Below are 13,440 nucleotides of genomic sequence, written 5' to 3' on the forward strand. Positions count from 1 at the left end.
AACGCTCGTGATGCGATCGTTGCAGAGATTTTTGGGTGTTTTTACTCACGCTTGGTCTCGGATGATTCACTTTTACCCCCTCAATCCGCCTATGTGCCAGTTGGGGGTGCGGAATGTGGGTTATATTTCCGGTTTCAAATCTCGTTCCATCAGAGCTAAAACTGCTTGTTCGGGAGTGATTTCACCATTTAGCAAACGGTAAACTTGACGGGAAACAGGTACTTCAATAGCACGTTGATTAGCTAAATCAATCAAAACATTGGTAGTATTTACTCCCTCAGCCGTGCTTTGTAATTCCTGCAAAATTTGCTCTAAAGATTTACCTTGAGCCAATCCAAAACCAACCCGGTAATTGCGCGATAAAGAACTATTACAAGTAGCGAGTAAATCTCCTAAGCCTGACAAGCCATAAAAAGTTTCTGCCTGAGCGCCCAAACGAACACCAACTCGAATCATTTCCGGCAAAGCACGAGTTAGCAAGGCAGATTTTGCATTTGTTCCTAATTGTAAACCGTCGCAAACACCAGCGGCGATCGCAAATACATTTTTCAGGGTACCACCTAATTCAGTTCCCAAGGGATCTTGATTAATATAAACCCGAAAAATTTCCGAACTGTAAATATGCTGCACCTGCTTAGCTGCTGCTAAATCTGAACTAGCTGCTACTGTTGCAGCCGGTAATTCCTGCCGAATTTCCTCAGAAAGATTGGGGCCAGAAAGCACCACAATCGGATGGCGAGGAAAAGCAGTTTGCCAAATTTGTGAAGGAGTACGAGTAGTGGCGGGGTCTAAACCTTTGGTAACAGTAACTATAATGGTGTTAGGGCCCAGATTTGTGGACAGAAGTCGATCGACTGTAGCGGCAACCCCTTTCATCGAAACTGCCGAAACCACAACATCCGTACCTGTAATCGCAGACTCAAGTTCAAAAGAACTACGACGGGACCACAAGTTAACTTGATGGGCATTTTTACTTGCCAGATTTGCCAGTGCCGAGCCCCAAGCACCTCCGCCTAATATTGTCAAGATTGTCATTTGGGTAATAGGTAATAGGTAATAGGTAATGGGGAATTGGGAATTGGGAATTGGTTATTCGTTATTCGTTATTCGTTATTGGTAAGTAGCAACTATCAACTATCAACTATCAACTGTCAACTATCAACTGTCAACTGTCAACTGTCAACTGCCAACTGCCAACTGTCAACTGCCAACTGTCAACTGTCAACTGTCAACTGTCAACTGTCAACTGTCAACTATCAACTGCGGTCGCAATCCATAATGACGGTATCGCCAATAATCGCGCAAAATGCGATCGTGATCGAAGCACAATTGGGTTGGAATACGCCAAGATTCAAATATTTCTAAATTTTTAGCATCGTCAGCAGCTTCAGGAATTCCGGTGGCGGAAGCTAGGAAGACAATGCTGAGAGTATGTTTGCGGGGGTCGCGATTTGGGTCAGAATAAACGTAGAATTGCTCGATTAATTCTACTTCTAATTTGGTTTCTTCTAAGGCTTCCCGTTTGGCCGCTGTTTCTGCGGATTCGCCGCAATCCATGAAGCCGCCGGGAATCGCCCAGCCGTAGGGAGGATTGCGACGTTCTATGAGTACGATCGGGCGGTGGGGGCGATCGACCAATTCTATGATAATATCAACTGTGGGCGTAGGATTTTGGTAAATCATTTGGTTGGAAATTGGGAATTGGGCATCGGGCATTGGGTATGGGTCCTTGGGCACTAATGATTTTATTATGTAACAAACAACCAATAACTAATAACTAATAAGTAATAACTAATAACAAACATTATGCCTAAATGGATCGAAAAAGTTTTCGGTATCGGTACAGTTACTATTCTCCTATTAGGCGCAACTGGATATTGGTACGTTTTTATCGCCGGAGCACCTCAGTTAGACCCTCCGAAAGTAGTCACCGATGCCAACTTGAATTTTGAACTCAAAACATATAAAAGTGTGGCTATGAATTCAGAGCGCACTTACGGCTTAATTTTACCACCTGGGTACGCTAAAAATTCCCAACAGCGTTATCCAGTTATTTTTTTGTTACACGGGGGACACGGAGACGCACGGGCTTATCAAGACAAAGCTGCTGTTACTTCTGTGCTTCACGACTTGTATCAAAGCAAAAGATTACCGCCCTCAATTATAATTACTCCTGACGGAAACGACCAGCGGGGTACAAGTCCTTTGTGGGACCCGCAGTATTTTGATGGGCCCAATGGTCTGGTGGGAAGCGCGATCGGCTCTGAATTGGTTTCTGAAATAAAATCGCGCTATCGAACTCTGGAATCCCCCAAATTCTGGGCAATGGGGGGACAATCTTCGGGGGGTTGGGGTGCTTTTAATATCGGTTTGCGTTACTTGAATAATTTTAATATTCTGTTCAGCCACAGCGGCTATTTTACGGATCAAAGTGGCAAGGCTAATAGTCCTAAATATTTAGTTGAGAAACTTTCTATTAAAGATAGACAAAGACTCCGGGCTTATTTGGATGCGGGGGAAGGAGATGAGAAGTTTCTTACTTCCACTCAACAGTTTCACGCTCAACTAAATAGTTTGGGTATTGCGAATGAGTTTAACAAATTTGCGGGGGGACATGGGATTGTGGGCCCTGATGTCGGTTGGAATTATTGGCATAAGCATTTGGCGGATTCTTTGAGTTATGTTGGAAAGCAGTTTAATACCAATTTAATGAGTCGTTGCACATATCCCGATCCCCCTAAATCCCCCTTAATAAGGGGGACTTTGAGTAACTCTTGTCCCCCCCTCCCACCAGGGGGGTTAGGGGGGATCAGATTCTATGCAGCCTCATAAAAAATTGGTTTAACATATCACTGAGCGCACCGAAAAATAGAAACTAGCAAATATAAAGGTGAACTGTGTTAAGTCAAAAAACTAGAATTGGACTCTGGACGGCATCATTTTTAACCGGATTGGTAGGAGTGATTAATCTGCTGTCTGCTGTAACTCCTAGTTTACCCGATCGCCGAAATTGGTTAGAGCCTTTTTTTCCTTTTACCGTGAGGGCTGGCGGGCATTTTTTTGCAGCAGTTATCGGATTTATGCTGCTAACTCTGGCAACTAATTTGTTGAGGCGAAAACGGATTGCTTGGTTGCTGACAGTGGGATTGTTAATCCTTTCTATTGTCGTTCATTTAATCAAGGGATTGGATGTTGAAGAAAGTTTGCTTTCTGGGGTACTCTTGTTTCAGTTGTTGGTGATGCGTAAGACTTTTACTGCTAAGTCGGATCGCCCTTCCATTGCTCAAGGAATTCGGGTTTTGCTAGGCGCTTTGTTGTTTACCCTCGCTTACGGGACGATGGGTTTTTACATTCTGGATGGGCGCTTTGAAGTTAACGAACAAGCGGTTAATTTTGATTGGGATCGAGCGCTATTCCAAACTCTGGCAATGTTTTTTACGGCGGATAATGCAGGATTGGTTCCCAAAACTCGGTTTGCAATGTTTTTTGCGGATTCGATTTATGCTGTGGGTTCGGTAACGCTTGGTTATGCACTTTTGATGCTGCTGCGTCCGGTGCTGTTGCGAGATTCGGCAACTTCTTCAGAACGGTATAAAGCTCAAGAAATTATCGCCAAATATGGACGGACTACCCTAGGGAGATTAGCGTTACTTGAGGATAAATCTTATTATTTTAGTCCTTCGGGAAAAACGGCCATCGCCTACGTGCCAAAAGGCAGAGGTGCGATCGCCTTGGGAGACCCCATCGGGCCACCAGAAGACCGCAAAGAGACAATTTTGGGGTTTCAAGAATTTTGCGATCGCAATGATTGGTATCCGACATTTTATCAAACTTTACCGGATGATTTAGAAATATATTATGCTCTCGGTTTTCGAGTCATACAAATTGGCGAATCAGCTATGGTCAATCTCAAAGATTTTAGTCTCAAAGGCAAGGCTAAACAAAATTTAAGAACTGCCATCAATCGCTTGACCAAAGCCGGACACCAAGTCAAATTTTACGAACCACCTTTAAGTTCTGACTTGATACGGCAAATGAAAGCTGTGAGTGATGAGTGGCTGCAAATGGTTCAGGGTGCAGAAAAACGTTTTTCTCTAGGCTGGTTTAACGAGACATATCTACGAGAAACTCGCGCTATAGCTATCCATACACCCGATGGTAAAATTAGTGCTTTTGCTAATATGATATCTTCGGGAAATCAGGTAGTTGGAGTTGATTTAATGCGAAGGCGGATTGAGGTGGAAAATGGCACGATGGAGTGTTTATTTGCTTCGATGTTGCAGCACTGTCAAGAATTGGGATATGCAGAATTTGACTTGGGTTTATCGGCTTTGGCGGGAGTGGGAGAAGCTGAAAAATCTGGGCGTTTGGAAAAGGTGTTAATTTATCTTTCTGAACACTTGAGTAAGTTTTATAATTTTCAGGGATTGCACAGTTTTAAAGATAAGTTTGGGCCGCGCTGGGAAGCGCGTTATTTGGTTTATCCCAGTTTGGGCAGTTTGCCGGATGTTGTAGTTGCGTTGATTCGGGCTGATTCGGGCGATCGACTTTGGGATTATTTGCGGCCGGGAAGTTAGAAAACGAAGGAAGAAGGAAGAAGGAAGAAGGAAGAAGGAAGAAGGAACAAGTTCATTGCTCGTTCCCACTTCAACAGTTTAACTGGTTCCCAGGCTCTAGCCTGGGAACCCATATCTAGAGGCTCTGCCTCGGTTCTGTTAGGCTAGGCCCCGAACAGGTAGGCGCTGGCCTTGCAAAACCTGTGCATACAGCTTTTCCAACTCAGTAATATTCTGACTGAGAGTATACCGATCGAGCGCCCGTTGGCGAGCTTTTTGGCCAAGCATCTGTGACATTTCCGGGTGATCGCAAAACAGTGGTAGCAACGTTTGCAATTGACTCCGCACCCGCTGAGTATTTAAAACTATCCCAGCCCCTTCCTCCAAGGCTTCGCCATCAGCGCCGGCATCGGTGGCTAAACAGGCTAAGCCACAGGCCATCGCTTCCAGCAGTGACAGCGACAATCCCTCGACCAAAGAAGGCAAAATAAACACATCTGCACCCCGCAGAATTTCGATCCGCCGTTCCTCGTCGGCGACAAATCCGAGCCACACAATGCCCTCATCTTCGCCGTAGAATAGTTGCAGCGAGGCGGCGAGGGGCCCGTCGCCGACGATGGCCAATAGGTTTCCAGGGCCAAAATTACATTGTTTCCAGGCCTTTAGCAGGGACTCGACATTTTTCTCTGGGGCAATGCGGCCTTGGTAGACAAAAATCCGATCGGCCTTTAGTTCCGACTTCAACCCCGAAGGCCCTGGAGAATACTTAACTGCGTCTACTCCATTGGGAATCACAGCCACCCGCTCTTCGGGTACTCCCAACTTCACCAATATATCCCGCTGAATCTGAGAAAATACGATCGTGGAGTCGTAGTGAGCTAAAAACGGCGCGTACAGTTGATACATCAGGTGTTGGGTTCCCGATGTCAAATTCCGCAATTTGCGATCGAACGGCGGGTGAAAAGTTGCTACCAGGGGTATATTCAATTCTTGGCAGATTTCTGGTAGCAGAAAGTCTAGAGGCGAAAGGGTCAGCGAAGCGTGAACGACATCCGGTTGCAGCCGCCGCAGAGATTTCATCAGCACTTTACTGGATTTGAAAGTGGGAATTGTATAAATTTGCGACTTGTAAAGACAGGGTAAGGAGACTTCGTTGCAACTCGCGGGTGGAAGCGACTGAGCAAATGAGGTGGCAGCAATTTCTGCCCCCCATTTCCCCTTAGCCATACTCCACGCTGCCTTATTCCTTTCTAGTTCTGCTTCTTGGGCAAAGTGCAGAAAACTGACTTGGTAGCCCCGGTCTAAAAGTGCGTTGGTGACTTCCCTAGAATAAGTGACGTTACCGCAAAAAGGTGATTTTTTTCCCAGCCAAGCAATGTGCATTCAAGTAAATTTGAGTTTGTTATTTTATGGGAGTCGATCGACTGTGCTATTACGGGAAATATACCAGGTTAAGACACCACCTGCGATCGCTAACCCAGCCAAAGCCAAAAATACTTTTGGCAAACCCAGAAATGTTTCAGCGACTCCTGCCAAGGCCAAGGGTAAACTCAAGGCGATATTAGTGGCATTATTTTGCAGCCCGAAAACTTTTCCCCGCATTTCTTCTGGAGTTTCTGCTTGAATTGTAGTCTGCATTGGCACTCCGACGATCGCCGCAAATACACCCAACAGGGTAATCAATAGTACGGATATCCACAAATTGTGTGTAAATAGAGACAGACCAATCAGAGCAAATGCCATGCCCATGGAGCCAATTAAACTGAATTGGGAGTGAGAAAATTTGTTACCTAGATAACCAACAGTTGTGGCTCCTGCGGCCATACCCACACCCACCGCCGCCAGCAAAAAGCCAAATTGAGAAGCCCTCATACCTGGAAGTATTTCGGCCAACCGCACTGCTAAAACTGCTAAGGCTGCAAAAATCGAAAACAGAATAATTAGTTGGATTAAAGCATTACGGACTTTTGGTTGATCGTTGATGTAACGTAGCCCATCTTTCAAGTCAGCTAGGGGATGTGGCGGTTCGTGTTCCACCTCGGTTTTTTCGCCAGTTTTCAGGGAAAGCAACAAGACTCCAGCGAGTGCGTAACTTCCTCCTACTACTAATTCTTTGCCAATGCCGATGCCGCCACCAAGGTTAGTAAAGAGAGTATCGGCTAAAGCTAGTAGGGGTTCTCCCACTGCAAAACCAATAATCACCGAACCCATCATGGTTGTAGTGTAGAGGGAGTTTGCGGTGAGCAAGTGGCGACGTTCTACCATCAGAGGAATGGCTGACTGTTCTGCTGGGGCAAAAAATTGAGTTAGGGTTGAAACTAGGAAGGTCACCAGCAGCAGCAAACAGAATCCGAGGGGTAATTGACCTATTTCTATGCCTTTAGATAGCCACAGCACTATGGGCAGGCTTAAAACTAAACTTCCCCGCAGCAGGTTTGTGGCTACGAGCACTGCTTTTTTTGGCCATCTATCAACATAGACACCGGCGGCGGCCCCGAACAGCACTGCGGGAATTGTAAAGGCAATCATGATTGCTGACACCCACCTGCTGATGGTTTGATCGGCTGCTTGGAAGTTGCTGGCTACCAGGGCGATGGTCAGTACCAGATATACTTTATCGGCTAGCTGGGAGAAAATTTGGCCGCTCCACAATGCTAAAAAATTACGGTTTTTCAGAATTGGCAGAAATCCTGTTTCTGGTTCGGGATTTTCGACAATTGCTGCTGAGTTGGTGGCGGTTGGTTCGGGGGTGGTTTGCTGGGGGAGTTTTTGTTCCGGTTGCTTGACGCGGCCATTTCCCCTGTTTGGTTCGGGAGTGCTGGGATATTTATCCATTGCTGAGTCTTTGCCCTTGCTCCATACATCGGAAACTGGATGAGAGTCGAAGTTGGGCAAATTTTCTCGTTCTTCCATCTGGTGATGAGTCACGCTTAAAACAGATCTTGTCAAATCAGAATCGGAAAGTCGCATCATGGGGTTTGGGGCAAAATCGTTCTTGACGATCGAGATTCGGCGGGATGTGAAATTCAAATTAGGGCTGGAACAGCCAAGTTTAATAATTTGTAACTTTTTTATTATCCAATGTTCTCAGAATCTTTGGACTTTACCTGAAATTACTTGCTGGTTCGGGTTTCGCCCTGAGTGGGGTTCGGAGCGTGCCGATCGCTCTTTTTCCTCTGCTCAAAACTCAAAACTTTCTAAATAAGCATCGATCGAACTTCCCGATCGAATCGCACAACCTAAATGATACTGGGCATACTGCCGCAAAATATTTTCTACTGATACCCAAGCTCCGCCATCGCCTATCCCTCCTATTTTGAGTTCTGGGCTACCCAACTGTTGCAGTGCGTTTAATTCCCTAGCATTTATACAAAAATCTGTCAAGTGTTTGCTGGCAGAAGTTTTCGGGGAACGGGAAGCCCCAATGTGAGCCGAACCCGTTGCTTCGGATCGTTCTGTCTCTAGGTTAGCTAACTCGGACAAGCTGAAGGTTCCCCCCGAAGGTATGCTAAATCCAATTTGCCAGTTTGGATCTCTGAAATTTGGCATCAAGGGGCGTCTGGTGGCGCAGCAGACTTGGACTTGGGGTGCAACGCCGGCAATGGCTAGCAGGTGAAAAATTGCCTGATCCAGGTGGGCGACAAGTAAGGCTAGGGAGTCTGCATCGGTGCGATCGGACAAACGCTCCAAACGCTTCAAGTGTTCGCTCAGCAAGCAAAATAGTTCTTCTTGGGGTTGATCGGAAAGGGCGCTGGCGATCGCCAATTCGGCCAAATATTGGGCGGATGCGAGTTTTCCCAGGTTGCGACTCAAGCCCGGATGGGACTCTACAGTTTCGGCTTGGGTAATTTTGTCGAGCGATCGACCTTTGGCCAGGAGCAATTCATTGACGACAAATAATTCGCTTCTACCGCCGATGGTCGATCGTTGTTTGCGAACACCGGGCGCTACGGCTCTAATTAAACCAAACTCCCGCGTTAAAACTGTCAACACGCGATCGGATTCCCCTAGGGGCGAACTCTTGAGATTAATGCCAGTTGCTTTGTAATTTCTAATCATCTAACCAATAACAATTAACTATTCATTTCTCTGGTTCAAATTATCCCGCTGGCGGATTAATTCAGGACCGCGAGAAGTCCCCAAACGAGTCGCACCAGCCATTATCAAATCTAGAGCTTGTTCATGAGTGCGAATGCCCCCGGCCGCTTTAATCCCAATCCGCCCCTTCGTAACTTCCTTCAACAGCCGTACATCATCAACTGTCGCCGCCCCAAAAAAGCCCGTGTTGGTTTTAATATAAGCAGCCCCAGCCTCCATACAAATCTCAGCAGCTAATTGTTTTTCCGCATCCGAAAGGAGAGAACTTTCGATAATTGCTTTGATGGTGAGATTAGTTTCTTCGCAAATCTCCGCTAATTCCCGATGGAATTCGTCAATTTTTCCAGCTTTCAATAATCCTAAGTTAACAGAAACATCTAACTCTACGGCTCCATTGTCAGCGGCTTCTAGGGCTTCGTAAAGCTTCACCCTGGAAGTCGAAGCACCGGTAGGAAAACCGATCACAGTACAAACTTTTGGACGTTTTCCGTGCAGTAGCTCAACAGCTTTTCGGACGTAGGATGGGTACACGCACACTGTGACAAAGCCAAATCTCTCTGCTTGTTGGCAACAGTTTTCTAATTGGTCTGGCGTGGCTGTCGGGTCGATGAGGCCGTAGTCGATCGAGGGGGCAATATCTATGTCTGACTGGTTTGCAGGCATGGTGGTTTTTATCCGCATTCACTACTTCTTTATTATGTCTCTAAATCTGTTTAATTATTAAGAAACTAGGGTTAAGTATTAATTTATATTATGGTCTAAAAAAAACTCGCCCTTTAGGCGAGCTTTGGTATTTTTTGGTGGCAAATACCAGAAGTAAGATAGTATTTTGGCAATTTTTTCTCTGGCTATTTTGACTATTGCAGAGAAACTTTGATTGCAGGCTTGATTGGTCTGTTTGCAACTACGAGGACTCGATAAACTCCCGATTCTGGCAGTTGAGCGAAAGTTTGACCTTCCCCTTGATCCAGGAGTATTCCTGACGGAGATTCGATCGCCACATCTATATTTTTGTTGCTAGCAGTGACTCTCATTGTCTGTCCCCGTTTCGCCTCAATTGTCAGGGGCTGGACTTGGTAGCCGGACATTTTCAGTTGAATTTTACCTTCTTTGTCTCCGAATGCTATGGGAATTACGCGATCGGGGCGATAAGTCCACTTGGCACTAAAGTCACGTTCCAATACAAAACTACTGGTTTCGCGTTTAGGGATGGCTCGGACGCGGTAGATGCCCGACTCCGGTAACTTCCCTACCCATTGATTATCTCTTTTGTCAAGGGTTCCCAAATTTTCGCCACTGGGAGTGTAGAGTTCGGCGCTCAGTTCTCCAGCCCATAGGGAAAGTGTGAGTTCTCGTCCTTTGATGCCTTCAAAAATATAGGTGGTGGATTTTTTGATAGTCTCTCGAATTTCCGATGTTGACATCGGCTTGATGGGTTCAATTTGTGGGGCTGCGACATCGTTGGTGGGTTTCTCGATTGTTTCTCGAATTTCCGAGGTTGCTATCCGATCCATTGTTTCAACCTTTGGAGCTAGGGGGCTGGCAAAGGCTGTTTTTACCATCATCATCAGTAGCATCCCAGTCAGTAAAATTAGTTTTTTCATGTCGTGTTTCTAAGGGTAATGAGTTGTATATGGTTACTTATGCTTCCCTGTCAATACCGGATTAAAGGCTGTCGATCGCCTTTGGGGATAGAGCAGTATTAGGATACCTATGGGCACATCTGAGTATACCCTACCGATACACAAGCTGCGATCGGGTAGTTCCATATTAAAAACAGCACCAGAAAACAACCTGGTTAGGGTACGTCATTGACATACTCACGGCCCTTTCAGGTGCGGTGATTCTTGACGCTTCATCGACGTTCTGCTACCTTTGGCAGTTTTACCGTATCTCAGCGTCAGTCAAGCGAGTTGTGGCAATGCCCTATATCCTGCTAGGCCACTAAATCGTGAGATGTAAATTTTTGTGAACTGTTTTTACCCCCGCAAACGACCCGATCTGAGAATACTAATAATTAACCACAAACCCAAAAAACTCGCCGCTGCAAACAAACCATTGCTCAAAAAAGATAGTTGAGCAGTTTGAGAATTAGATGAAATAATTGCCGCTCCTACAATCAGCGAACCCACAACAATACTAAAAGAAAGTCGATTCGCCGAATCCCCCAAAGTGCGGCGCAGAGGATCGATTTCTTTTACAGTTAAATTCCACTTCAAAGTTTCCGAAGTAACTCTGTCTAACAGCACTTCTAATTGCCGTGGAGATTGCAGAGACAAACTTTTGAGATCCAGCGCCGTTCTTAGTAAAGCTTGCACCGGATCTTCTCCGAATAACTGACGCCGAAACAAATCGGTCATCAGCGGCTTCACCTGTTCTACAATGTTGAATCTGGGATTGAAAGCGCGCGCTAGACCTTCTAAATTAGCGAGAGTTTTGGCATATAAACCGAGGTTGCTAGGCAGTCGGATTTTATTTTTGCGGGTGATGGCCAGCATTTCATAAAATATCTCCGACAAGTTCATTTGCGACAGGCTGACATTGTAATACTTACGCAGCATTCTCGCCAAATCATTCTCTAGATTGGCTAAGCTAGTAGGCTGAGCAAATTCTGCCATTTGTAATGTTAATTGAGTGCAGCGTTGAGAGTCTAAATCCACAATTGCCAGTAACAGTTCTGTCAAACTCTGTTGAGTGCGCGGATCTAATCGACCAACCATGCCACAGTCTAGGAGGGCTATGCGTCCATCTTTGAGGTAAAATAAGTTGCCGGGATGTGGATCGGCGTGAAAAAATCCGTCGATATATAACTGTTGAAAGAAAGCGCGGCAAAGCAGGGTGGTAATTTCTTCGCGTTCGGCATCTGCATCCCCGTTGTGGCGAAGTCCTTGCAAATCACCTAACAAAATTGGTACGCCGTCTAGCCACTCCATTACTAATAGTTTTTTGGTGGTTAATTTCCACTGAATTTCTGGGACGACTATTTGTTTGGGGTCAAACCAGCGGCTTTTAGAAAGGTTGCGTTTGAGTTCGTCTGTGTAGCTGGCTTCTTGAATAAAATCAAGTTCTGCGCGCAGGGCTGTGGCAAATTCTTCGGCTAGGGCGACGATATCGTATTGTTGACCGTAGTCTGTGAGGGCAACAAGTTCTGCTAAGGCTTTGAGGACGGCAATATCTCGCTCTATGATGATATCAATGCCGGGACGCTGAACTTTGAGGGCGACTTGGCGGCCGTCTTTTAAGGTGGCTTTGTGGGTTTGGGCGATCGAACCGGCGGCGACGGCTTGAGTGTTAAATTTGGAGAAGGTTTCTTCGATCGACAGTTTGAGTTCCTGGCGGATAATCACTTCTACTTCCGACCAAGGTACGGGGGGAACATCGGCTTGCAGGGAGGAGAGGGTATCGAGGTAGGCTGTGGGTAAAAGGTCGGGACGGGTACTGAGCAATTGTCCCAATTTCACAAACACTGGGCCTAATTCGATCAGGATGTTGCGGAGGACTGCTGGGGGTGGCAGACTGGGTTCGTCGGTTTTGCGGCCGGTGAGGAGGCTTTTCATGTAGTCCCAACCGTTGCGGAAGACGACTTCTAGGATTTCTCCTTGGCGAGAAGTGGTTTGAACTAGACTGAACACGGGGCCTCCGGGTCGATCGGGTTTAAGGACTATAACTACTAGGATAGCGCTGTTGAGTGGGCTGACCAGTATCTAGGGGAATAACTTGGGGTGAGGGGGCGAAGGGGCGAAGGGGGCGATCGAATTTTGGTTGACAGACCGCAATTCTTAACACAGCCAAAAGCATTTTGAGGAGAAAAAATCATCCTCGAAATTTGAGATCAAAAATACTCTCAAAAGTTTTTGATAATATATTTTGCTAAGCTATCATATTCTTTATCCATATTTTTCATCAAATTACTTTGACTATATGTCCAGGCTCCCGATTTAATAGCATCTCTAGTGGGTCTTTTTGTTGATAAATATTTAATTGGCACATTATATTTAGCAAACTCCTCATAACCAATGGTTGCAATAGAAAGATTGCACTGGGGGTCAAAATCAATCAAAAGAGTTTTTTTACCTGCTGCGGCCAGTGAAACTCCTAAATTCCAGAGAATAGTTGTTTTTCCAACTCCACCTTTGTTGTTAAACATTGAGATAATTTTTTCAGTCATAGTGCAGTTAATTTGAATTTTTACCAAAAACTACAATCAATATTAACATTCGGTGCGAAGAAAGTCAATTCAACAGTATCTACAAACATCGTATCCCGCATCAATCCGCCACCGCCGCTCAATTTTTCCAGGAAAGCCGCCAACTCTATCAAGAGCTCGATCTGATCGAAAAGGCGATCGCAATTGGGCCTTATAATTAAAGATAGGTTCTGTGACATACTCCCACATCAAATCTGAGTACAGATTATGATGTGGGCTTCTTAACAGCCCGATGAAGGGTATGTAAGATTTCCTTGATGGTACTGTTATCCATAGAACCAACTATAGAAAGATTCCCACTACGGCGTTTTATACTGGGGAAAATGTCCAACCCCAGTCTTTTTAGGTTAATCGCAGCATTAAGATCGCGATCTACCATCAAAGAATTTTGCTCGTCCCAATACTCTCGAATATTGCAATCGGTGAAAACCATTTCATTCCGATAACACAGTAGCATTGAGGTGTAAGCAGGTTTTTGTGAAACGACGACTGCCCCAGTTTTTTCTCCTATGTAGCTCAGCGTCGTAAAAAATTGCCCAAAAGCTGCATCCAGCCAGGATTTATTCAATCCAGATTTAG

The 13,440-nt window shown here is 45.6% G+C and carries 12 protein-coding genes and 1 pseudogene; 2 read left to right on the forward strand and 11 right to left on the reverse strand.

The features are described from left to right. Positions 1-120: 120 nt before the first annotated feature. Together AAFP11_RS27300 and AAFP11_RS27305 are read right to left on the reverse strand one after the other, a co-directional pair. The gene (locus AAFP11_RS27300; RefSeq protein ID WP_341739849.1) at positions 121-1,035 is read right to left on the reverse strand and encodes an NAD(P)H-dependent glycerol-3-phosphate dehydrogenase; all 915 of its coding nucleotides are present in this window, start codon (positions 1,033-1,035) and stop codon (positions 121-123) included. 207 nt (positions 1,036-1,242) lie between these two features. Then, positions 1,243-1,683: an NUDIX hydrolase gene (locus tag AAFP11_RS27305; RefSeq protein ID WP_341739859.1), complete on the reverse strand. Its 441-nt coding sequence runs from the start codon at positions 1,681-1,683 to the stop codon at positions 1,243-1,245. A gap of 123 nt (positions 1,684-1,806) precedes the next feature. Here AAFP11_RS27305 and AAFP11_RS27310 point away from each other — a divergent pair, with 123 nt between their 5' ends. Both AAFP11_RS27310 and AAFP11_RS27315 read left to right on the forward strand, forming a co-directional pair. Next, positions 1,807-2,832: an alpha/beta hydrolase-fold protein gene (locus AAFP11_RS27310; protein WP_341739850.1), complete on the forward strand. Its 1,026-nt coding sequence runs from the start codon at positions 1,807-1,809 to the stop codon at positions 2,830-2,832. 65 nt (positions 2,833-2,897) lie between these two features. After that, positions 2,898-4,577, forward strand: a complete 1,680-nt coding sequence (locus AAFP11_RS27315; RefSeq protein ID WP_341739851.1) for a phosphatidylglycerol lysyltransferase domain-containing protein — start codon at positions 2,898-2,900, stop codon at positions 4,575-4,577. Between the two features lie 138 nt (positions 4,578-4,715). Here the strand turns inward: AAFP11_RS27315 and AAFP11_RS27320 are convergent, their stop codons facing one another. The 9 genes and pseudogenes from AAFP11_RS27320 to AAFP11_RS27360 all read right to left on the reverse strand — a co-directional run. Next, positions 4,716-5,939, reverse strand: coding sequence for a glycosyltransferase family 4 protein (locus AAFP11_RS27320; protein WP_341739852.1), 1,224 nt, complete (start codon positions 5,937-5,939; stop codon positions 4,716-4,718). Positions 5,940-5,963: 24 nt separating this feature from the next. Continuing rightward, positions 5,964-7,529, reverse strand: coding sequence for an MFS transporter (locus tag AAFP11_RS27325; RefSeq protein ID WP_341739853.1), 1,566 nt, complete (start codon positions 7,527-7,529; stop codon positions 5,964-5,966). Between the two features lie 207 nt (positions 7,530-7,736). Continuing rightward, complete coding sequence (gene recO / locus AAFP11_RS27330) at positions 7,737-8,615, reverse strand: DNA repair protein RecO (RefSeq protein WP_341739854.1); 879 nt, start codon at positions 8,613-8,615, stop codon at positions 7,737-7,739. Positions 8,616-8,633: 18 nt separating this feature from the next. Beyond that, on the reverse strand, positions 8,634-9,317 hold the full coding sequence (deoC, locus tag AAFP11_RS27335) for a deoxyribose-phosphate aldolase (protein ID WP_341739860.1): 684 nt from the start codon (positions 9,315-9,317) through the stop codon (positions 8,634-8,636). 194 nt (positions 9,318-9,511) lie between these two features. Further along, the gene (locus tag AAFP11_RS27340) at positions 9,512-10,258 is read right to left on the reverse strand and encodes a hypothetical protein (RefSeq protein ID WP_341739855.1); all 747 of its coding nucleotides are present in this window, start codon (positions 10,256-10,258) and stop codon (positions 9,512-9,514) included. Between the two features lie 375 nt (positions 10,259-10,633). Continuing rightward, entirely contained in the window at positions 10,634-12,286 is a 1,653-nt protein-coding gene (locus AAFP11_RS27345; RefSeq protein WP_341739856.1) for an AarF/ABC1/UbiB kinase family protein, read from the reverse strand. A 212-nt stretch (positions 12,287-12,498) separates the two neighbouring features. Further along, entirely contained in the window at positions 12,499-12,822 is a 324-nt protein-coding gene (locus AAFP11_RS27350; protein WP_341739857.1) for an AAA family ATPase, read from the reverse strand. A gap of 20 nt (positions 12,823-12,842) precedes the next feature. Then, positions 12,843-13,040, reverse strand: coding sequence for a hypothetical protein (locus AAFP11_RS27355; RefSeq protein ID WP_341739858.1), 198 nt, complete (start codon positions 13,038-13,040; stop codon positions 12,843-12,845). Between the two features lie 26 nt (positions 13,041-13,066). Next, positions 13,067-13,440 (reverse strand): annotated as a pseudogene (locus AAFP11_RS27360) (RNA-guided endonuclease TnpB family protein); the annotation flags it as partial.

Source organism: Microcoleus sp. CAWBG640 (assembly GCF_020883015.1).
Taxonomy (GTDB): Bacteria; Cyanobacteriota; Cyanobacteriia; order Cyanobacteriales; family Microcoleaceae; genus Microcoleus; species Microcoleus anatoxicus.